This is a genomic window from Chitinophagales bacterium, from assembly GCA_017303835.1.
GTDB lineage: Bacteria > Bacteroidota > Bacteroidia > Chitinophagales > Chitinophagaceae > JAFLBI01.
This window is the reverse complement of sequence record JAFLBI010000001.1, coordinates 81,868-104,593: the sequence shown is the minus strand read 5'-3', so window position 1 is coordinate 104,593 and position 22,726 is coordinate 81,868. Positions and strand designations below refer to the sequence as shown.

Here is a 22,726-nt window from a genome sequence, read left to right as displayed (position 1 = left end):
TCATTCCTTCTTCAACCGCCCAACTTCCACCATTCACGCTTTAATGTATTGATATGCAGGAAAAACAGCATGTGTTTTCTGGGCAGGAAACCTATACCCCTACCCGATGGGAACAGTTTTTATGGTGGTTGGCAACAGCAGAGCAAGATTTATTAAAAACCTGTTTGGTTGACAGAAACCGCTACGCCATTATTGGCATGAGCGTGATGGGCACCTGGGTATTTGCTACGCTTGCCTGGACCTATTTCTTTAGCACGGTAGTAAGCAACTGGTTACTGGCCGTTCCACTGGGCATTGTTATGGGTGGATTAATTCTTACCATTGACCGGGCCTTGATCAAGGGAATTAACAAACAGCAGAAAAGACAGTTTAGTCCTATTCTATTGCGTGGATTACTTGCCATCGCCATTGGAACTTTTATGGCGCAACCTGCCCTTTTGTATTTATTCAACAAAGAGATACACTTACAGATATCCTTGGATAATGAAACAAGGAAGCGTGAAAAACAACAAGGTATTGATACCGCCTACGCAAGCAGCATACAATCCATCACCACCAAAAAGCAAACCCTGGAACAAACCCTGCAAACCAGTTATGCGGAAGTCAGCAAAGCAAGGGAATCATTTATTGCAGAAACAGATGGTACAGGCGGCACTCAAAAAAGAGGTTATGAAGCAGTAGCCAAAGCAAAGAAAGCTGAGTATGACAAACTTGATGCTGCTTATCAGCAAATGCAGCAACAGATTCAGCCACAGTTAATGCTATACAGTCAACAATTGCAACAAATAGACAGTAGTAAACAAGTCGAGCTTCGCCAATTTGCATTACTGTTTAATGATGGATTTCTCACACAAATTGAAGCGCTGAATAACCTGATTGCCACACATCCGGCCATGCGTTATCGGTACTATCTATTATTGGCTATTTTGATTTTGATTGAACTGATGCCCGTACTGGCAAAGCATTTATTACCATCAGGCACTTATGAAGAGAAGGTTTATTTACGCGAACAGTTAGAAAAAGAAATTACTCGTAACAATCATTTGCGTGAGCAAGAATTAAAAGAGCATTACAACGAATGGGCTTTTCAGGAAGACAAGGCGCTGATTGATACACTTTTTAGCGAGGCAAATCTTCGAAAGCAAGTGATTAGCGAAAAAGTTCAGCAAATACCAGAAACAAAAAGCTTCGATAGCTTTTGGCTTGAAACAAAACACCAATTGCTATCGAAGCCGGAAGAATAAAATTTTTTTATTTAACTGGCACAGATTCTACCAATCTTGATATGGTAGCACTGCGCTTTTCATTGTACTGCTTAGCTGCCGCTATAAAATGTACAAACAATGGTGCGGGTCTTTCTACTGTACTCTTGAGTTCTGGGTGATACTGCACACCAATAAAGAATGGGTGTGTAGGAATTTCCATAATCTCAACCAATCCTGTCTGAGGATTACGTCCGCTGGCCATCATACCATTCGATTCAAACTGATCTAAATAATCTGAATTGAATTCATAACGGTGTCTATGTCTTTCGCTGATATGCAGCTCGCCATAGATTTTATGCGCCAATGAGCCTTCTTTGATATCGCATGGATAAGCTCCTAAGCGCATGGTACCGCCCATCATCTTTATCTTTTTCTGCTCCTCCATCATATTGATCACGGGATCATTCGTGCCAGCTTCCATTTCTGTAGAGTGTGCATTGGCCAGACCTAATACATTACGTGCATATTCAATCACTGCCATTTGCATACCAAGGCAGATTCCAAAGAATGGCAGTCCTTTCTCTCTGGCAAATTGAACAGCAATGATTTTACCTTCAATACCTCTGTGGCCAAAACCGGGTGCCACCAATAAGCCATCCAAACCAGACAGCTTTTCAGCTACGTTTTCTTGTGTAATGTGTTCACTGTGCACATTCACCACCTGCACTTTTACTTCATTGAGTGCTCCAGCATGTATAAAACTTTCCAAGATAGACTTATAAGCATCTTGTAATTCAACATACTTACCAATTAAGCCAATAGACACTTTACTCTTTGGGTATTTTAACTTGTCTAAGAAAGCAATCCAGCTAGACAATTCAGGTTCTTTCTTGGTTTCCAAACGAAGCTTACGCATACAGATGGTATCAAGTTTCTCCTGCAGCATCAACAAAGGCACTTCATAAATAGTAGAAGCATCCATTGCTTCAATTACCGCTTCTGTTTTCACATTACAGAACAAAGCAATTTTGCGTTTGATTTCATTTGTCAAAGGCTCTTCTGTTCTGCAAACTATCACATCAGGATGCACACCTGTTTCACTCAACATTTTTACACTGTGCTGGGTAGGTTTGGTTTTTAACTCTTTAGCTGCTTTCAGGTAAGGAATCAAAGTCAGGTGAACCACCATAAGGTCTTCTTCTGGCAATTCCCATTGCAACTGACGCACTGCCTCAATAAAAGGTAAGCTTTCGATATCGCCTACTGTACCACCAATCTCCGTAATCACCACATCATATCCCTGTTCGCCCAGCATGAGCATGCGACGCTTGATTTCATCTGTGATATGTGGCACTACTTGCACTGTTTTACCCAGAAAATCACCTGCACGTTCTTTATTGATGACCGTCTGGTAAATACGTCCTGTGGTTACGTTATTCGCTTGTGAAGTATGAATATTCAGGAAACGCTCATAGTGGCCCAAATCCAAATCTGTTTCAGCGCCATCTTCTGTTACATAACACTCACCATGCTCATAAGGATTTAAAGTGCCTGGATCTACGTTGATATAGGGGTCAAACTTTTGAATGGTTGCGTTAAAGCCCCTTGCTTGCAACAATTTTGCCAGCGATGCTGCGATGATGCCCTTTCCTAAACTACTGGTTACCCCACCGGTAACGAAGATGTACTTTGCCATGATTTACAATAAAATATAGTTAAGGCCACTTGTCTGCAGCCTTTAAATTCTACTAAAATGACCTTGAAAATGTTGTGGTGATAAAAAATCTCAGAGGTCGTACAAACCTACAGCAAAAACTACGTTTCGTAAAAATTAATCCGCCATAACAACCTAACGGAATTGATTTTGTTAATTTCCCGTGTACATTTTTCGTAAACAAACACTGACCAATGAAAAAAATCTTGTTACTCTCCGCCGTTGCATTTGTAACGGCTGGGCTGCTTAGCTACACATTCAGGCAGCAATATCAGATTCAACCGCTTACTGCTGAATGTTATATCGCCTGCTTTAATGCTGAAACACGGGATGAAATTCAGCTGGATGCTGCCAAACCCGGCTTTGCCGCACTGCACCCTTACCCAAAGGCTTTCACATTAGAAAACCCGCTTGGCAAAATGGTGCAATTCCCTGCTGCTGATGGCTCAAGTGCGCAAGGCTACCTGTTGAAAGCCAAAAAGAAGACCAAGAACTGGTTATTTGTAATTCAAGAATGGTGGGGCTTGAATGATAATATCAAAAGAGAAGCAGAACAGTTCTATCAGGAATTAGGCGATGTTAATGTTATTGCATTGGACATGTACGATGGCAAGGTAGCAGCTACTCCAGACAGCGCCATGGTCTATATGCGTGGTGCTAAAGCAGACAGACTGGAAGCAATCGTAAAAGCTGCACTCACGTATGCAGGTGTTGATGCTAAAATTTATACTGTGGGTTGGTGTTTTGGTGGTGGATGGAGCTTACAATCTACCATTCTTGCAGGTAAACAGGCTGCGGGCTGTATCATGTATTACGGTCGCCCGGAAAACAATCTGGAAAAACTGAAAACCATCAACTGTGACGTGATTGGTTTCTTTGGCACAAAGGATAGAGGTATTCCCAATGAAGTTGTAGATGCATTCGAAAAAAACATGAAAGATTTGGGTAAAAACATCAGCCTTCACAGATATGAAGCAGGTCATGGATTTGCCAATCCTTCTAACCCGGCTTTTGACAAAACTGCCACTGAAGACACACATCAAAAAGCAATTAGCTTTCTAAAAAACAAGATCAAGTAAGAAAAGCCCCTCACGGGGCTTTTTCGTTTAAGCTTTTTATAAAGATCTATTCACTTACTTCCATAATTATTGCCTGGTAAGGCTGTAAGGAAACAGAACCTGCAGCAATATTCAGATTTGTATAATTATTGATCAAAACTTTGCCCCCAATAGACATACCCTTAGGTAGCTGACAAACCGCTTTATCCTTACTAAAATTCATCACTACCAATAACTGGCGTTTATCCAATGTTCTTGTGTACGCATAGACCTTCGGATTGTCTTTATCTACCAGCTGATACTGTCCATATACCAGGGTTTTATTTTCCTTTCGAAGTGTAATCATCTTTTTATAATAACTCAAAATCGACTGCGGATCTTTTTCCTGAGCTTCTACATTTACTGTAGTGTGATTAGGGTTTACTTTCAACCAGGGATTCCCTTTTGTAAATCCAGCATTGAGGCCAGCATCCCACTGCATCGGTGTTCTGCCATTATCCCTGGCAGAGATTTTTTGTCCGTTAAGAAACCTTTGTAAATCGCCCCCCTTGGCTTTTGTCTCTGCATACTTATTCAGGGTTTCAATGTCTTTATAGTCTTCAATCTTATCAAACTTTATGTTATTCATACCCAGCTCATCACCATAATAGAGATACGGCGTTGCACGCATACTCAGCAGAAACGTATGCAATAATTTGGAAGAGGCTTCTCGAAACTCAGGCGCATCATTGCCCCAGCGTGTGAGCATCCTAGGTTGATCGTGATTGCCGAGATAAATGGTTCCCCAACCTTTCTTAGCAAATACACTATCCCATTTGCTATAGATTTTTTTAAACTCGAGTAAATCATACCCTTTTGGATCAGGTTGCTTGAATTCGCCGGGCAAATACCCAAGACTCACCCCATCAAAATGATAAAACATATTCAACTCTTTGCGGCTATCATCTACAAAGCTGAGTGCATCTTCAATTTGCACACCCGCACCTTCACCCACCGTCATCACATTGTATTTGCTCAATACTTCGGTATTCATTTCGTGCAAATACTCATGCAAACGCGGACCCTTAGCGTAATACTTCACATAATCACCGTTGTACTCAGCTGGCAATGCTGGGAAGCTAGTATCCTTGCTGATGAAAGGAATTACATCCATTCTAAAACCATCTACGCCTTTCTTAAACCAGAAATGCATCATATCATACACCTCTTTTCTCAGCTTGGGATTCTCCCAATTCAAATCGGGCTGCTGCTTTGCGAAATAGTGTAAGTAATAACTATTTGTAACAGAATCAAAAGCCCATGCATCACTATTGATGTCAAAGAAACTCCAACGATGTTGTGGCTTGCCTTTTTCAGCAGGCCACCAATGGTAGTAATCACGATAAGGATTATCTCTTGAACTGCGGCTTTGCTTAAACCAATTGTGCTGATCACTGCTGTGGTTCACCACCAGATCCATCACCAATTTAATACCACGATCATGCATGCCTTTCAGCAAAGCATCAAAATCTTCCATCGTACCAAACTCTGCCAATACACTTTGGTAATCGCTGATATCATACCCATTATCAAAATTGGGGGAGTTGAAAATTGGATTCAACCAAACCACATCAATACCCAGGCTCTTCACATAGTCTAATCTGGAGATAATCCCTTTCAAATCGCCTACCCCATCTCCATCACTATCTTGAAAACTTCTTGGATATATCTGGTAGACCACGGCTTCCTTCCACCATTGTGCGTTTGGCACACTCACTGTTTCTTTTTGCATATGATTACAGGAAAGTACATTGAGCAGTAAAAAAACTGCGAAAAGGATTCTTCGCATAGAAAGGGATTTCTTTAAAGTTACAAACAAAAAAGGAGCGCTGGCGCTCCTCATGATTTAATAATATACTCCTTTACGAAGGTAGTTGCGTACATAATCGTCAACCCCATCTTCTAAACTTGTGAATGGTGCAGTATAGCCTGCTTTACGGAGTTTGTCCATATTGGCTTCTGTGAAGTACTGATACTTATCGCGGATATCTTCCGGCATATCGATAAATCTAATATTAGGTTCCTTATCCATGCCTCTAAAGGTGGCTGCTGCCAAATCATAGAAGCTTCTGGCTTTGCCTGTGCCTAAGTTGTATAAGCCGTTATTTGCAGTTTCCCAGCTACCCTTTAGCATGGCATCCAACATCCAACCAATCACTGCAATCAGGTCTTTTACATAGATGAAATCGCGCAGCTGCCAACCATCTTTGAAATCCGGGCGATGGCTCTTGAAGAGTTTTACTTCACCATGCTGATTGATCTGATTAAAAGAATGCCAGATCACACTTGCCATGCGGCCTTTGTGGTGTTCATTAGGTCCATAAACATTGAAAAACTTCAAGCCAGTCCAGAATGGCGGCATTGACTCTTGTCCTAAAGCCCACTTATCAAATTCATTCTTACTAACTCCGTAAGGATTCAATGGTTTCAAAGAAGCCACAACACTATGATCATCATTATAGCCTTGCTCGCCTGCACCATAAGTAGCAGCAGAAGAAGCATAGATCAGAGGCACATCATTACTAGCACAGTAATTCCATGCTTGAATACTATAGTCAACATTCAATTCCTGATGGATAGCATAATCAAATTCGGTGGTATCTGTTCTAGCGCCTAAGTGAATGAAGGCAGTAATGCGTGGCGATTTTTCTACCAACCAATCAAAGAGATTGTATCGTTCTACAGCTGCAGCAAACTTTTTGGACTCCCAATTCTTGCGTTTCTCTTCCACACCAAAATCATCCACAATGATCAGGTTTTCATAACCCTGCTCATTCAGAAATTGCACCATACAGCTGCCAATAAAACCCGCAGCACCGGTTACAATGATGTATTGATCTTGTGCCTGCATCAGCTTTTGTTGATGATGTTTTCAATTGCCGTATCGTACTTATTTTTCCAAGTAGCGATATTTCCCCAATCAGCCCCATTTACGGAAATAGTACCATCAGTAACTTTACCGATAACAGTACAACCGATACCTTTTTCCATGGCATCGCCTTGTAACTCGGCTAACTGCTCAGCAGAACAAGTTACAACAACACGGCTTTGCGCTTCGCCCAACCAATAAGCATCATTTCTACCAGCCACATCAGCATCTACTGCAAATCCAAGATTACGGTTAAAGCCTTTCTCTATAAGGGTGACAATCAGACCACCTTCGCTAATATCATGTGCAGAAAGGATTTGCTTTTTGCGAATAGCACCAGCAACAAATTGTTGTACCTGGTACTCTTCAAACAAATTGAAAGCAGGTGCCGGAGAATATTCTACACCACGAATCTTATGCAGGTATTCTGAAGACGCGATATCGTTACGCTGTTCACCAATGAGCACAATAAAATCACCCGGTGTTTTATAATCCATGGTCATTCTATTGTCCAAATCATCAATCACACCAACCATACCAATCGTAGGTGTTGGATAAACCGGACCTTCAGGGTTCTGGTTGTAGAAGCTTACGTTACCACCTGTTACAGGTGTATTGAATTTGCGACAAGCATCGCCCATACCAGTTACTGCTTTCACAAATTGATAATACACTTCAGGATCATACGGATTACCAAAGTTGAGACAGTTGGTTACACCTATTGGCTCACCACCACTGCAGACAATATTTCTGGCAGCTTCTGCCACAGCAATCATACCACCCTGATATGGATCAGCAAACACGTAACGACTATTACAATCAACTGTAACGGCCAAAGCCTTACCAGTTCCTTTGGCTAACACAACCGATGCATCACTTGGTGCATTGGTAGATGCATTGGCTGCGCCCACCATGCTATCGTATTGTGTATATACCCAACGCTTAGAAGCAATATTGGGTATTTGAACCATTTGTTCAGCAGTTGCTTTCAGTTCATCTACTGTAACATCAGGTACAGTATTGATATCAAATGCTTTGATCTTTTCAAAGTACTTAGGTTCTTTATATTCTCTGGTATATTGAGGAGCACCACCACCTAATACTAATTCATACGCTGGAATTTCTGCTTCCAACACGCCATGCATATAAAACTTCAACAGGCCATCATCGGTAACATGCCCCACCGTGCTGGCACTGAGATCCCATTTTTCAAAAACAGCAATCACTTCTGCTTCGCGACCTTTTTCTACTACCATCAACATGCGCTCCTGACTTTCACTCAGCAAAAGTTCCCATGCTTTCATATTTTGCTGGCGCGTAGGTACTTTTTCCAGATCGATATGCATGCCCACATTGCCCTTGGCGCTCATTTCTGCAGTTGAGCAGATGATACCCGCAGCACCCATATCCTGCATACCTACTACAGCACCGGTTTCAATCACTTCTAAACAAGCTTCCAATAATTTCTTTTCCTGGAATGGATCACCAACCTGCACTGCTGGTAACTCTTCTGCACTTTCCTCGGTAATATCTGCACTTGCGAAACTTGCACCACCGATTCCATCCTTACCTGTAGCACTACCCACGTAAATAACTGGATTACCCAACCCTTTAGCAGTAGCACTCACCATTTTATTGGCCTGCATGATACCCACACTCATGGCATTCACCAATGGATTGGTATGATAACAGGATTCAAAATATACTTCACCACCTACTGTTGGTACACCAAAACAGTTACCATAATGTCCGATTCCTTTTACTACACCGGCAAGTAAACGCTGGGTCTTCTTGTCCTCCAGCTTACCAAATCGCAGGCTGTTAAGAGATGCAATAGGTCTTGCACCCATCGTGAAAATATCGCGTTGGATACCACCTACACCGGTTGCCGCACCCTGAAATGGTTCAATAGCACTGGGGTGATTGTGGCTCTCAATTTTGAATACTACACCAAAACCATTACCCATATCCATGAGACCGGCATTTTCCTCGCCTGCTGCCACCAGCATACGACCGCCCTCACGGGGAAGGGTCTTTAACCACTTAATAGAGTTTTTGTAGCTGCAATGCTCACTCCACATACCACTGAAGGCGCAGAGCTCAGTAAAATTGGGGGTTCGGCCCAATTTTGACTTAATCAATTCGAATTCCTCTTCAGTAAGACGGAGTTGCTGGGCGGTTTTAACGGTAATTTCCATAGCGCCGCAAACCTACTTATAAAGGTGCAAGGGGGCAAAAAACCGGTGTAAACATTTCGCACACAAGTCTAAAACCCTGGAAATTCAGAAAAAAACATGCGCTGCCAGCAAGAAACGCTCAAGAAAGCGCAGATTCTATGAAAAACCTTCTTTGGTAAGGAATCTCTCAGCTATTAAGACTTTTTAAGCAGGTCTTAAGGCCTATTTAAGGTCGAAAAAATTGTCAGCCTACGCGATTCGATACTTTTGTATGGTCATTGAAAAGTGCAAACTAATCGTTGACAAACCAATACCTAGTAAAAACGCAAACCAATCATCCTATGGCAAAAAGCTACTCAAAGCTCTTGTCGACGCTATTATCAGCAACGCTGATTTTCGCAACAGCTGATGCACAATTTCAGACGCTGGGCACATACAACAGCAATGGTAAACCCAACTATTTGGTTACACCTAGTGATGTTGTTACCAACGATTTCAGAACAAGAATCAACAACACTTTACCTGAAACAAGACCTGTACCCACTTACAGTCCAAGACTGATTTCTGATACAGTTCCTGAAACAATTCAAGCCAATTGTAATATTGATGTATGGGTGAGCTTCGTATACGAAGGTGCATCATACAGAAACGTACTTGGCTTTTATACATTTACTGGAAACACTCCTGCTACCGCTCCTGCAAACAATCAAGTGACTTTGATTTTCCCCAATGCATCCAGAACTGGTGATGGTGGCGAATTAAATGCAGGCGACAAAGTTTTTCTCGGCAATTTCCCATCAGGAACCAAGATTGCATTTGTATTGTTTTCAAACGGCTGGAATGGCTCTGCACCTACTGTAGGTAACGGTGCTATCTGGTCTATCTCTTCATGGAACACTGCTGTTGCGGATCCTACCAAGCGTAAGCACATGGTGATGGTTACTGATTCTGTTACTAATAGAATTGTATTAGGCTTTGAAGATATTCGTCGCGATTTGGGTGGTGATCAGGATTTCAATGACTGTCTGTTCTATGTTACCACTAATCCAAACACCTGCGATAACAGAAGCAATATTCCGGTACTGAATCCCAACGGATCAATCGTTTACTCTGGTAATACGGGTGGCGTAGAAAGTAAGAGTCTTGGTGATATTATTGGTAAGCGTAACTACAACAAAGCTATCAACAACGAGTTTGGTTCAATTGATTATCAGCGTTTCACTGAATTGCCTTCAACCGGCAAGATGCAAATGCTGACCTCAACCGATGCTTCAAACAATGTAGCCGGCGCGCTCAGCCTCTCAGAACTGATGCCTGCCAGAATGCTGGACCCAGGCTATAAATTATACCTCACTTCCCCAACAGACTTAACTGGCTTTACCAACGCCAAGGAAGTAATTTCCATCGACTTCACTCAAAACAACGAATGTAAAGCCGTAGCATTTGCTACTAAGACCAGCGGTGAAGTGTATAACCACACCAAACCAGTGTGCGACCGTTTAAGAGGTGCTGAACTGATTGGCATGGAAAACTTTACACTGAATGGTTTGGATTTCGTTCGCTACACACTGAAGCGTGAAAACGGTGCGATTGAATTTGCCACCAGCTTCTCTGTTGGTATGAAGAATGGCAGAAACAGCTATACTTTCCAATCAAATTGGTTGAATCAAAATTACCAGAACGATGAAGTGATGTACAATTTCCAGTTATGGGCAGCAGCACCTCACCTCGTTACGGATATGATGATTGATGTGCTGGATAAACTCAACAGCAGCATGAAGGTGCAGCAGATCAAAGTTGCAGGCTTACCTCAGACCTATGTACTGGCTGGCAAGCGTGCAGGTAATACCCTGAATCTGCGCATCAATAACACAACCAGTGCAACTACTGCATACTTAGAAATGGCTGAAAAAGCAAATGAAAAAGCTGCAGTGAGCAAGCGTTTGATTCCTGTAACATTGAATGCAAAAGGTCAGACCCAAGTGGCAGTGCCAGTAGGCGATTTCTACGAAACAGATATCAAAGTATATGTAAATGGCAAACTGGAAGACGCACTGTATATGGCAGATGGCGGTTGGGGTATTGATTACAATAGCACAACTACTTCATTGAATCGTTTTGCAGTTGTGAACAATGATACCCGCAAATATGGAGATGAGTATCCTTTACTACGCAATGCTGAATTCAATGCTTCAACCAAGGATTTTGTAACACTCTATAAGATTCTTGCAGGTGGTGCTACAGAGCAAGACCTTACAGCATATAATCAACTCAAGTTCAGTGCAACTGGAACAGGCACACTGCGTGTAACATTGGTGAAAAAGTCTATTACTGATTGGAATAAGCAATACAGCTATGCTGTAGCCTTAACCAACAGCAAAAAAGACTACACCTTAAACCTGATTGATTTTGCGGCAAACGGTACCAAGGATAAAATCAATCCAAATGATATCGCGCAAGTAGTATTCTCATTTGAGGTGAATGGCAAGCAAACTAGTCTCACAGGTGGCATTTACGATGCCGCATTTGTAAAAGGTGCAGTTGCAACACCCGAGAACAAGGATGCAAAAGAACTGAGGATTTATCCTAACCCTGCTAACGGCATTTTCAAAATCGGATTTGAAGCCAACACAGCAGCGCCTGCAACCATTCGTATTACAGATGCAGCAACAGGCAGAAGCTTGTTTGAAAAGACGATAACTACTGTTGAAGGCAACAATGTGGTAGATGTAGATCTCACAAAAACAATTGCGCCTCAACAGATGATTGGCATCATCAATGTAAACGGCACTAGCGTTCGCTACAAAGCAGCAAAGATTGTTGTGAATAGATAATTGGTATTGGTATCAACGACGGAAAGGCCCCGCACATGCGGGGTCTTTTTATTTTGCCGGTATGGGTTTGAATAACGGTCCGGCAAAACACGGATAGGCTTTCACTTTATATACACCGTTCTCTAAATAAGTTTCTGCCCAACAGTATTGTTTGCCTGGTGCATCATCATTCTTCATTTGCGGCACATACCAGATTACTAGTTTAGTGTCATAAATATTTTCTGGAACCTTATCGATGAACTTCTCCGGTCCTTGACGAAAATCTGTGTTGCAGCAAGGGCCAATCGTAATCAAATCAGTTTCACCCTCATCTTTCTCAGGATGATTTTTGGTAACATAAACAAAAGCCTGATCGCCCCTGCCCCCATCACCAAATTGTCCTTTGCCCGGCTCTATCAGATAACCTGTCTGATCTTTTCGTTCAATCTTATATTGCGATCCATCAGGTGAGTAATTCGTAGTAGGCTGTTGTAATTGCCAGCGTTCTTTCCTCCAGGGTATCCAACCATTCTGCTGCCACTCTGAAAAACGCTGTTGCTCACCTGCCATCACGATACGCATCACGGGACGATAAGTACCATCGTTCCCACAACCACGTCCAATACTGGCACAGGTTACACGGAAACGACCGTCTTTGTAAAACAAAAAGCGCTGGGCATAACTGTAATTGCACGGACCAGGCCATAACTCGCTGTAGTATTTCTGTTCTAATACAAATCCTGCAGTGGTATCTGCTTCTACGAGTTCAAAAATTTGTGGTGGTTCAGTTGCAACAACAGCTGATTGACTGAAGATGGGACAACCAACTGCATCACTATAACCAAATCCATCAGTATTTGAATAGCTCACATGCCAATCAACCAATTTAGCGCTGTGCATCACGTCTCTTCCATTGTACTGCACACCTGAAATCATCAATCCATCAGAACTGGTGAGTACATAATCCATTTTCCATCCATCTCTATTCAATTTGTTCACCTGCTCACAATAACAATCAGTAATGTTTTCATTTTGCAGTTTCTTTTCAGTAACTACAATAGAAGGTGCATCCTCTCCTACATTGGTCCAACGCAAGCCCACCAAACGCTGATCCGTAATATCTACTACTGCCCATAGCGCCCGCTTACCTTGAATAAATGTGGGCGCAACACAAAGGTGCTGTGAACGCTCACACTTTGTTCTGTTCAAAGCAGTTTTAGTGCTTGACATAACTGGTTGATCAACGGAAGGCTTGAAACCTAAAGCTTTTTCTACTTCAGGTGCATTCACGGCTATTTGCACAGCCAGCTTCACCAATGCAGCAGGCAAATCAGGTTGCGCTTGCGGATAATGATTTACCGACAGCACTTTTAGCGCAAACACATCTACGATAGCAACAGAACTCAGGTTGTACGCAAAATTGTACATCTCCACACGCGCAACAGAACCCGGCAGATATACCATGTCTTTTTTCAAGTCACCAGGGCGCGCAGGATACACGCCAAAGACCTGACTTAGCAGTGGTTTTCTACCGTTTCGCTTATCTACTGTATAACGAATAAAATTCGAATCACGCAAAGCAATCTGCTGTGCCAACATTACCTGATCATTACTGTCTATCAACAACTGCACGGGTAAAGGCTGCTTCAATACTTTTTCGATTTCCTGCTTTCTTTCTACTACAAAAGCAGCAGTGTCTTGAGCAGCTGGCGCCCACAAACCTTTCCTATACTCATCCAGGTATACTGCATTAGACTGTTTTGCTTTTTGCTGAGCAAGTAGCGGACTAACCACAGCTCCCATTAAGAAAAACAGCATTATTGAATAGATCAATTTCATTGAAAAGGATTTTTCCATCTTGGATTATTAAGCACTGATGAATCTGTGAGGCTGGCCAAAAAAGCGATTAAGTCTTTTCTTTCTTCTACAGTCAGCGAAAATGGTTTTACGCGCATATCTTTTTTACTGTTTTTTCTCCCATCACCTGCATAGGGACCATCTGCAATATTCCTTCCACCGGCAACATAGATATCAATCACTTCTTCAATAGTTGCAACTGAACCATCATGCATATAAGGTGCAGTCAGTAATACATTACGCAGAGAAGGAATACGGAAGCTTCCATCATCTTCAGGATTAGCGGTCTTGTTGAACAAACCCCTGTCTGATAAGGGATAGCTATTGGTATCACCCACATTGTATAAGCCAACATTTGCAAAATTCTCTCCGCCTAACAGCTTGCCTTCGTGACAAACACCACACTTAGTTCTTCCGGAGAAAAACAAATTCGCGCCTCTTCTGGCTGATGGTGAAAGTGCATTGGTTTGTCCGCGCAAATACTTGTCGTAAGGTGCATTAAAAGACACAAGGGTTTCTTCAAAAGCAGCAATCGCATTTTTAACAAGCGCAACAGTGTACGACTTTTGTTTTGGAAAAACACTTTTCAGCAATTGCTGATAAACAGGATCCTGATTCAATCGATCAAGAATAATTGCTTCATTACCCTTCCACCCCATTTCCTGAGGATGTTCGCTGAACATCGGGCCATCCATCTGAGTAGTAAAGTTCTTTATACTTGTATCTGCCCATGTAAGGCTCGGTAAAAACTTGGTGTTGATGAGTGATGGTGAGTTACGTGTTACGTTAAATCCATCAATACTTAAAGACCTTCGATAGCCGTCAGTAAATGCCAGCTCTGGCGCATGACAGGAAGCACAGGATCGCGCACCATTGATAGACAAACGTTGATCATAAAACAATCTTCTACCCAGTGCAATTTTGGGATTTTCCTTGCTGGGTGTCTGATGATTCGTAAAAGCAAGATTAGCCGCAAGGGCCATCACAACTAGGGTTGTTACTACAAAAACAGATCTTCGATATGGTGAATTAAAGGCTTTCATCATTGAATATTGATCAACTGCCAGGTCTTGGCAGATGGATCGCGCAAATACACATAGACTGTCTCTGGCTTTTCGCTCGATGCTTGCAGATTGTAATTAAAAGCTATGCCAGTCACAATCATCAAATCACGATCAAAACGAATTTTTCTGGGCGCATCATCTCCGCGCGGACCAATACCCGTGATGGCACACTCTGATTGCACACTATTCCGAATAAACTTTCCGTCAGTATCAATTGCAACAGAAAAAATTTCACCTGTTCTGATTTTACCGAAATACAATCTTCGCTCGCCTTTGATGCCTTGAAAGACGGCGAGTCCCATAGCATCAATACCATGAAGGGTGTCTAAAACTTTTTTATCGCTGGTACGAATGTGCAATAGTAAGCCCTGCTCTTTTGTTCTGGTAGAACCGGAAATGGTTGCTGCAAAGAGAGAGCCATCTGCACAATCATAAGTAAGGCCTAATAATCCATACGGATTTTGCAAGGTTTTGCTTTGCTGAACAGGTAATTGCATCCAGGGCAACATGATGCCTGTCTTGCTATCTACCCGATAAATTTTGTTTTGCTGCTTGGGATGGTTGTACAGCAGTGAAATGTGCGGGGCCGGAATGGCATAGGCGTTTCCTGACTTATCCATAGTGATGGAAGCAAGATAACCTGCTGATTTCCAGGATGGATGCTGATAGTAACGTGCTCTTTGATTGTTTAAATCGGGTTGTTCGCCTGCTGCAGGTTTTTCAGCTAACTCAATGAGCACCAGTCCCATATAACGCTTCTCAGCTGTACTAAAAGCCGTTCTTAGCGTATCAAAACCTTTCTGTTTCACAAATGCAGGCACTTTGGAACAACTGTATTGGCGCTGCGCAATCCCTAATAATGGATACAACAATATGAATATCAATAAGTTAAACTTAATTGAATTGATCCGGGACATTTTACCACGCTCAGAAACTGCTTGCCTATGGGTGATTGTAGACATGGATTGCTTTAGAAACCATTCGTTTTCAGGTGCATATTAAGGGATATTTAATGCACAAAAAACACCGAAATACAGGAAAAACTAACGATTTCGTGTATTATTGTGCAGATTTTCTGCTACTCTATCCCTTATCCTCTGCAATTTCCTACCCAAATCCTGGAAATACCGTTGATTTTATTATCGATAATTTTTATTGATTGTTCAACGATATTGTATGAGGAAAATTTTACGCAGCCTGACATTTTTATCCATGCTTCTGCTTGCATTTACATCAAATGCACAGATTAGTGGATCTGTTTTTCGTGATTTGAATGCCAATGGTAGTCGCGAAACTGGCGCAGGATTCAATGAATCAGGTGTACAAGGCATCACAGTAACAGCATATACTGCATCCGGAACAATTCTGGGTACAGCTGCAACAGATGCTGCAGGTAGTTTCAGTTTCACTAGTGGCGTAATCGCACCTGGTACTAAAGTAAGACTGATCTTCTCCGGCTGGGAATCTGTAGATTACGCAGCAGCTTTTGGTAACAACAACAAAACAGCAACGCAGTTTCATACCGCTCCTTCTACTACAGCCAATTTTGGTATTCAATACCCGATGGATTATGTAAAGGGTACCAACCCTAATGTAGCTGTTGCTTCTATGGTGAATGGTAGTTCAGCATTACCTGCATCAGCAGGCGTTTTATCGCAAACACCCAATGCAGATGCAACTATTTTTACTTTTCCATACAATAACTCAGGTACCACTAACCCAACTGTTAGTGCAAAGAAAAATGAAACTGGTAGTATTTGGGGACTGGCCTATCAGCGCCATTCAAAGAGTTTATTTGCTGCAGCTTTTGTGAAGCGCCATGCTGGTTTGAAGAATGGTAAGAAGGGTGCTATCTACCTCACCAATTTATCTGGGGTGCCTGCTACAAGTGAATTTATTGATCTGGAAGCAGCACCTTATAATATCAATTTAGGTGGCACAGTCGTTAGTGATGCTGTCCGTGGTTTAACATCTGTAAGTAACCCTAACCCTAGTATTGATAAATTTGTTTATTCAATTGTTGGGCTTCAGGGTTTAGGAGCAATGGACTTATCAGATAACGATGACCAGCGTTTTTTGTATGTAACAAACACTTTTAGTAATACACTTATAAAAATTGATTTAGGTACAGGTGCTACACCTACTGCTCCTTCAGCTGCTGGTGTTCAAGAATTTGGAATACCTTCTGTACCTGTTTCAATAAATAGTGTTGTTAGACCATTTGCAGTAAAAGTTCACAGAGGCAAAGTGTATGTTGGTGCAGTAAGTACCAATGAAAATGCGCCTTTACCAAATATGTCAAATACTGGCATGAATGCTTATGTATTTGAATTTTATCCTGCTACCAATACTTTTAATAGCACCCCAGTACTCACTTTCCCTCTCAATTATACAAGAGGTATTTTAGACAAAGGAGCCGCAGCTCCTTTGCAGCCACTTACCAGAAATTGGTATCCATGGCAAACAAATCCAGCATCGTTTAGTACTAACAAAATTGCCGGTGATTATCCCATGTTACCTCAACCAATCTTGTCAAATATCGAATTTGGCGAAGATGGCGCGATGATCATTGGTTTGATGGACCGTTGGGGACATCAAATGGGTTTCAAAAATGTAAGCCCAAATAACACTAGTACTTTCTCACCTGATGGTACATTATACAATGCCATTGCGGCCGGCGATATCCTGCGTGCGCATAAGACTGGTGCCACATGGACATTGGAAAACAATGGTAGCTCAGGCAGTTTGAATGGTGGTGTAGGTAATGGCCAAGGCCCAGGAGGTGGTGAGTTTTTCTCTGGCGATAATTTCGTTGCCACATTAGGTGGTACAACAGACAATCACCAGGAAACACATATGGGTGGCTTGGCTTACTATCACGGCAAGCGTGAAGTAATGAATACAGCAATGGATCCATTGCGCTTTTTCTCCGGTGGTACAAAAAAATTAAGCAATATCAATGGTGGCCGTCTAGCTGGTACAGAATACGAATTATATAATGGCTTTTTAGATCATCTATGGGGTAAAGCCAATGGATTAGGCGATATCGTGTTACTGAGTGATCCTGCACCAATTGAGATTGGTAACCGCGTTTGGATGGATAGCGATGGCGATGGCGAACAAGATGCAGATGAAGATCCAATCAGTGGTGTTGACGTAGAACTGGTTAAAGGCGGTTCAGTAATTGCAACAGCAACAACTGATGCAAATGGTGAATATTATTTCTCTAGCGATCCTACAAGAACGTCAACTGCAAATGCCAGGTACAATATTACTGGTCTTACACCCAATAGCAACTTTATTGTGCGTGTTCCAAGAGTACAGGGTGGTAGTAAGCAAGCAGCTTTAGGTACAAACGAATTGACCATTGCCAACAATACTTCTGGTTCAGATGCCGATGAAATTGATAACGATGGTGTACTCAACGGTGATGACGCAGATGCACCTGTAACAACGGGCATCAATGGTGCCAATAACCACAGCTGTGATTTTGGTTTCAAACCATTTGGTGTAAGCTCTGGCGGCGGTGGCGGTGTAGAAAGCTATAGCCTGGGTAATATTATTGCCAAGCGTACTTATGCACAAGCAAAATCCGGCTCATTGCTTGAACCTAATTATCGTAACCTGCGCAAATGGACCAGCAATGATCTGATGCAGGCAGGAGGTCTTACTCAGAATAGTAATACCAACAGCAATAGTGTACAAGCTTTGTCTTTAACAGCATTGGTACCTAGCAGATTAACTGATTTGCGTCTGGTTGCCTTCAATACCACTCCAGCAGATCTGGTACAGTTTACCAATGCGAAAGAAGTGCTGGCTATTGATTATGTAAAAGACAATATTGCACGTGCAGTTGCATTTGCAACAAGAACAAGCGGTGAAGTATATAACCACACCAAGCCTATTTGTGATCGTTTGAAAGGCGCTCAATTACTGGCTGTTGAACAAATTACTGTCAACAACACTCCATTGATTGCCTATACCATTCGTAATCCAGACGGCAAAACAGAATATGCGGTAAGCTTTACTGCAGGTCAGTCTGCAAGCCGCAACAATATTCGCATCCAGTCAAACTGGTTCAGCAAGAATATTGTAGGTGATGACATGATGTATAATTTCCAGCTTTGGGCTGAGTCTACCACCCTGCTGAGTGAAATGGCCACTAGCGTGTTGAATAACCTGAAGCAATATGCACCATTGAACAGCAGCATTGCTCCTGATATGCCTAATGCCTATATCAAGGCTGGCAGAAGAGTTGGTGGTAATCTGTTCCTCACAGTGGTAAACAAAACTGCAGCTACAGGCGGTTACTTTACTTATGCTGGTAACGACAACGAGCAAGCATCAAGTATTACAAGAAACATTCCTTTCACCATGACTGCAAACGGCGAAACAGTGATTACTGTTCCTGTTGCTGATGCACTGGAAGCGAATATCTCCATGTATACTGCGAATAATTCACTTGAAGATATGGTATACCTTGCCGATGGCGCTTGGGGTATTGATTATAATTCCAGCACTACTACCATCAGCAATTACGCTGTGAAGAATGATCCCAACAGAATCTTCAAAGAGGAATCTCCATTAATGCGTAATGTATCAGTGAAAGCTGTGACTTCTGATTATCTGGTGATTTACAAAATGTTGAATGGTGGTGCTATGCCACGTGATGTTTCGGCTTTCAACACACTCCGCTTCACCGCTGCAGGTACCGGTACACTTCGTATCACCCTGGTGAAAAAATCAATTACCAATTGGGCTGATCAATACAGCATCACTGTACCTGCATCAGCTACAGCTAAGGAATATCAAATCACGCTGAATAGCTTCAAGTCAGCTGGTATCAACAGTCCTATCAATGCTAAAGACATTGTACAGGTATTGTTCAGCTTTGAAGTTGCCAACAAGAATACAAATCTGAATGCGAGCATCAGCAATGCTGCTTTCGTAAACACAACTGCTACCGTTAATACGCCTGCAGAGGACACCAGAATACGCACCTATCCTAACCCAAGCAACAACGGTCGCTTTACTGTAACCTTCAAGAGCCCAGTTGATCAGCAGGTTACGATGAACTTCCGTGAATCTGGCACTGGCCGTATCCTGCACACGATGCAACATAGCGCAGTAAAAGGCGATAATGTGGTATCAGTGGATATGAGTAGCAAAGTGAAGACAAGTCCGCAATTACTGATTGTGCAAATCACCGGAACGGAAGGAACATTCAGTCCTGCCAAAACAGTGGTTCAAAAGCAATAATTTTTCTCCAAATGAGCACAAAAGCCCCGAAAATTTCGGGGCTTTTGCATTAAGTTCAACTTAATGCTGTATTTGTTTGCATCCGACCATGAGAAGTTCGGTAATTTTAGGTACCGTATATCACTGAAAACACCCTATATGAAAAGGCTTCTATTTGTTGTGATTTATTTGCTTATCCAATCCCTCGCTTTTGCGCAATATCAATATTTCGGCACTTATAGCAGTCAGGGTAAACCCAACTATCTGGTAACACCGGATGATGTACTCACAGCACCTTTTCGCACGAGAATCACCAATACACTTCCTGAATTAAGACCAGTTCCGGTTTATAATCCGAGACTCATTTCCGATACTTTATCGCAAACACTGAATACAAAATGTAATGCAGATGTATGGATCACTTTTGTAGATGAAGGCGCTACCTACCTGAATGCGCTGGGTTTTTATACATTTCCTGTAGGCAGCCCACTGAATGCGCCACCTGCTTCTTCTGCAGTAAAAATTATTTTTCCCAATGCTTCCAAACCTGGTAATGGCGGTGAACTGAATCCGGGTAATAAAGTATATCTCGGCAATTTCCCGGCTAATACAGCTATTGGTTTTGTACTGATAGCAGATGGCTGGGCCGGCTCAAGTGGTGTGGGCGATGGTAAATGGAAACTCTATAGTGAGTCCAGATTCAATCCGGAACCAGATCCTGCTAAGAAAAAGCACAGTGTGATGCTCAATGATGTGGAGACAGGCAGAATCATCATTGGCTTTGAAGATATCCGCAGAGATGGATATGGCAGTGATGAAGATTTCAATGATGTACTTTTCTATGCTACTGTGCAACCAAGAACCTGTGTAGCCAATCCTGATTTACCAGACCTATATCCAGATGGCAGTATTGTCTATTCCGGCAATACCGGCGGCGTGGAGAGTAAGAGTTTGGGAGATATTATCGGCTTACGTAACTATAGAAAAGCAAGAAGTGGCGAACATGGTGATATTAATTATACAGCATTACCTGAACTAAAGGCTAATAAGCTGCTCAAGCAAATGCTGTATCAGACAGATGCCACAACACCCAACAGCACTCCGGCATATACAATGGCAGATTTCATGCCACAGCAAATGATTGATACCGGTTACCGGGCATTCATCAGTTCACCAACAGACCTTACTGCATTTACCAATGCCAAGGAAATCATTTCGGTAGATTTCACCAAAAACAATCAGGCCAGGGCTGTTGCATTTGCTACAAGAACAAGTGATTCTGTCTACAACCACACCAAACATATTTGCGACAGATTAAGAGGTGCTGAACTGGTGAATATGGAATTATTCAAACTAAAGGGTATTGATTTTATTCGCTACACATTGAAGCGGGAAAATGGTGCCATTGAGTTCGCAACACATTTCAGTGTAGGTGCAAGCAAAGGCCGTGATAGCTTCCGCATTCAATCGAACTGGCTGAATGATGATTATGAGCGGGACGATACATTGTATAATTATCAACTTTGGGCTGCAGCACCTTATCTCGTAACAGATATGATGCTGGATATCCTGAATAAGTTTTCATCCTTCAAACCAGTTACAAGCATTGCTGCTAAACCGCTGCCTGCTACTTATCTGATATATGGTAAGCGTGTAGCAGGAAAGTTGCAGGTGCAGATCAATAATCAGTCTGCGGCAAGCACGGCCAAAATTGAGATTGAAGAACGCAAAAACGAATACGCCCAGTTCGTACGCAGAAGTATTCAAGTACCCATCAATCCGAATGGTAAGACAAATCTTGAGTTAACAGTTGATGATGCGCATGAAGGCAATATCATTCTCAGCACAGCAAATACGCCGAGAGATGTTGTTTACTTATCAGATGGTATTTGGGGCGTGGATTATAATGCTGCAAAAACTACCATAACCGATTTCAAAGTGCTCAATAACCCTAACCGAGTATATGCCAATAGTGAGTTCCCACTGCTGCGCGATATTCAGTTAAAAGCCAATACCAGCGATTACCTTACACTCTATAAGATTATGAATGGTGGTGGAGCGGAGCAAGATTTGCGTAACTATAAGAGCATAGCTTTTACTGGGAAGTTCAATGCACCAGTAACCATTACTTTGGTGAAGAAATCCATCAGTAACTGGACCGATCATTATTCTTACACCCTACCTGCCAAGGACAGTTTGAAGGAATACAGCATCAATTTGTCGAAGTTCACTTCACCGCTGTCAAAGAATCCGATTCAGGCTGATGATATCCTGCAGACAGTCTTCACTTTTGAAACAGGCGGAAAGCAGGTTAACCTTGATGCACAGATTAACAATGCAGCTTTTTCCACTTTTGAAGAGATTCTTGGCGAAAAGCTCAATATTGTACAGGCTTATCCCAACCCTGGCACGCAATTCCTGATCAAGTTCCACAGTAATACAGCGCAACCGCTGACTCTAAGGGTATTGGAAGCAGCCACAGGCAGAGCTGTGCGAAACTTTGCTTTCACTAGTGCAAAAGGTGCTAATCAAATTAGTCTTGACTTGAGTAATTGCCGCGGACAAGTACTACTCTTAAAGCTGGAAGGCAAGGATACACGTTATGAAATGAAGAAGCTGGTGGTGCAGTAAGGCTTGAATTGAATTTTATTTATATATAAATAAATTATATGTAAATAATTTTCCCCATTCC

12 protein-coding genes are annotated in these 22,726 nt (G+C 42.2%); 5 read left to right on the top strand and 7 right to left on the bottom strand.

All coding sequences use genetic code 11. The features are described 5' to 3' along the window. Positions 1–53 precede the first annotated feature (53 nt). Positions 54–1,244, top strand: coding sequence for a DUF4407 domain-containing protein (locus J0L83_00415; protein MBN8663007.1), 1,191 nt, complete (start codon positions 54–56; stop codon positions 1,242–1,244). Positions 1,245–1,251: 7 nt separating this feature from the next. On the opposite strand, the gene J0L83_00410 is transcribed toward J0L83_00415, so the two are convergent. Further along, the gene (locus tag J0L83_00410; GenBank protein ID MBN8663006.1) at positions 1,252–2,901 is read right to left on the bottom strand and encodes a CTP synthase; all 1,650 of its coding nucleotides are present in this window, start codon (positions 2,899–2,901) and stop codon (positions 1,252–1,254) included. A gap of 212 nt (positions 2,902–3,113) precedes the next feature. On the opposite strand from J0L83_00410, the gene J0L83_00405 reads away from it, so the two are divergent. Further along, positions 3,114–3,998 (top strand): dienelactone hydrolase family protein, encoded by an 885-nt coding sequence (locus J0L83_00405; protein ID MBN8663005.1) that lies wholly within the window; start codon positions 3,114–3,116, stop codon positions 3,996–3,998. Positions 3,999–4,044: 46 nt separating this feature from the next. Here J0L83_00405 and J0L83_00400 read toward each other — a convergent pair whose 3' ends face one another. The 3 genes from J0L83_00400 to purL form a co-directional block, all read right to left on the bottom strand. After that, on the bottom strand, positions 4,045–5,748 hold the full coding sequence (locus tag J0L83_00400; GenBank protein ID MBN8663004.1) for an alpha-glucosidase: 1,704 nt from the start codon (positions 5,746–5,748) through the stop codon (positions 4,045–4,047). A 114-nt stretch (positions 5,749–5,862) separates the two neighbouring features. After that, a complete protein-coding gene (gene rfaD, locus J0L83_00395; GenBank protein ID MBN8663003.1) occupies positions 5,863–6,867 on the bottom strand; it encodes an ADP-glyceromanno-heptose 6-epimerase in 1,005 nt (334 codons plus the stop codon). Next, positions 6,867–9,083 (bottom strand): phosphoribosylformylglycinamidine synthase subunit PurL, encoded by a 2,217-nt coding sequence (purL, locus tag J0L83_00390; protein ID MBN8663002.1) that lies wholly within the window; start codon positions 9,081–9,083, stop codon positions 6,867–6,869. Before purL ends, rfaD begins: the two co-directional genes overlap by 1 nt. 320 nt (positions 9,084–9,403) lie before the next feature. On the opposite strand from purL, the gene J0L83_00385 reads away from it, so the two are divergent. Next, positions 9,404–11,896 carry a DUF4114 domain-containing protein gene (locus J0L83_00385; protein MBN8663001.1) on the top strand — a complete coding sequence of 831 codons (2,493 nt, stop codon included), beginning with the start codon at positions 9,404–9,406 and terminating at the stop codon, positions 11,894–11,896. A gap of 48 nt (positions 11,897–11,944) precedes the next feature. Here the strand turns inward: J0L83_00385 and J0L83_00380 are convergent, their stop codons facing one another. From J0L83_00380 to J0L83_00370, 3 genes are read right to left on the bottom strand one after another with little or no spacing between them, the layout of a single operon-like run. Beyond that, positions 11,945–13,714: a hypothetical protein gene (locus J0L83_00380; protein MBN8663000.1), complete on the bottom strand. Its 1,770-nt coding sequence runs from the start codon at positions 13,712–13,714 to the stop codon at positions 11,945–11,947. After that, on the bottom strand, positions 13,711–14,715 hold the full coding sequence (locus J0L83_00375; GenBank protein MBN8662999.1) for a di-heme enzyme: 1,005 nt from the start codon (positions 14,713–14,715) through the stop codon (positions 13,711–13,713). Before J0L83_00375 ends, J0L83_00380 begins: the two co-directional genes overlap by 4 nt. Positions 14,716–14,774: 59 nt before the next feature. Continuing rightward, a complete protein-coding gene (locus tag J0L83_00370; GenBank protein MBN8662998.1) occupies positions 14,775–15,758 on the bottom strand; it encodes a hypothetical protein in 984 nt (327 codons plus the stop codon). A 214-nt stretch (positions 15,759–15,972) separates the two neighbouring features. Here J0L83_00370 and J0L83_00365 point away from each other — a divergent pair, with 214 nt between their 5' ends. Beyond that, positions 15,973–20,055, top strand: a complete 4,083-nt coding sequence (locus J0L83_00365) for a hypothetical protein (GenBank protein MBN8662997.1) — start codon at positions 15,973–15,975, stop codon at positions 20,053–20,055. Positions 20,056–20,193: 138 nt separating this feature from the next. Continuing rightward, on the top strand, positions 20,194–22,665 hold the full coding sequence (locus J0L83_00360) for a DUF4114 domain-containing protein (GenBank protein MBN8662996.1): 2,472 nt from the start codon (positions 20,194–20,196) through the stop codon (positions 22,663–22,665). Positions 22,666–22,726 lie beyond the last annotated feature (61 nt).

Excerpts from the sequence above, each read along its gene's own strand:
- purL (MBN8663002.1), bottom strand. The coding sequence starts at position 9,083 with ATGGAAATTACCGTTAAAACCGCCCAGCAACTCCGTCTTACTGAAGAG.
- J0L83_00410 (MBN8663006.1), bottom strand. The coding sequence starts at position 2,901 with ATGGCAAAGTACATCTTCGTTACCGGTGGGGTAACCAGTAGTTTAGGA.
- J0L83_00360 (MBN8662996.1), top strand. The coding sequence starts at position 20,194 with ATGAAAAGGCTTCTATTTGTTGTGATTTATTTGCTTATCCAATCCCTC.
- J0L83_00365 (MBN8662997.1), top strand. The coding sequence starts at position 15,973 with ATGAGGAAAATTTTACGCAGCCTGACATTTTTATCCATGCTTCTGCTT.
- J0L83_00400 (MBN8663004.1), bottom strand. The coding sequence starts at position 5,748 with ATGCAAAAAGAAACAGTGAGTGTGCCAAACGCACAATGGTGGAAGGAA.
- J0L83_00405 (MBN8663005.1), top strand. The coding sequence starts at position 3,114 with ATGAAAAAAATCTTGTTACTCTCCGCCGTTGCATTTGTAACGGCTGGG.
- J0L83_00370 (MBN8662998.1), bottom strand. The coding sequence starts at position 15,758 with ATGTCTACAATCACCCATAGGCAAGCAGTTTCTGAGCGTGGTAAAATG.
- rfaD (MBN8663003.1), bottom strand. The coding sequence starts at position 6,867 with ATGCAGGCACAAGATCAATACATCATTGTAACCGGTGCTGCGGGTTTT.
- J0L83_00380 (MBN8663000.1), bottom strand. The coding sequence starts at position 13,714 with ATGAAATTGATCTATTCAATAATGCTGTTTTTCTTAATGGGAGCTGTG.
- J0L83_00375 (MBN8662999.1), bottom strand. The coding sequence starts at position 14,715 with ATGGCCCTTGCGGCTAATCTTGCTTTTACGAATCATCAGACACCCAGC.
- J0L83_00415 (MBN8663007.1), top strand. The coding sequence starts at position 54 with ATGCAGGAAAAACAGCATGTGTTTTCTGGGCAGGAAACCTATACCCCT.
- J0L83_00385 (MBN8663001.1), top strand. The coding sequence starts at position 9,404 with ATGGCAAAAAGCTACTCAAAGCTCTTGTCGACGCTATTATCAGCAACG.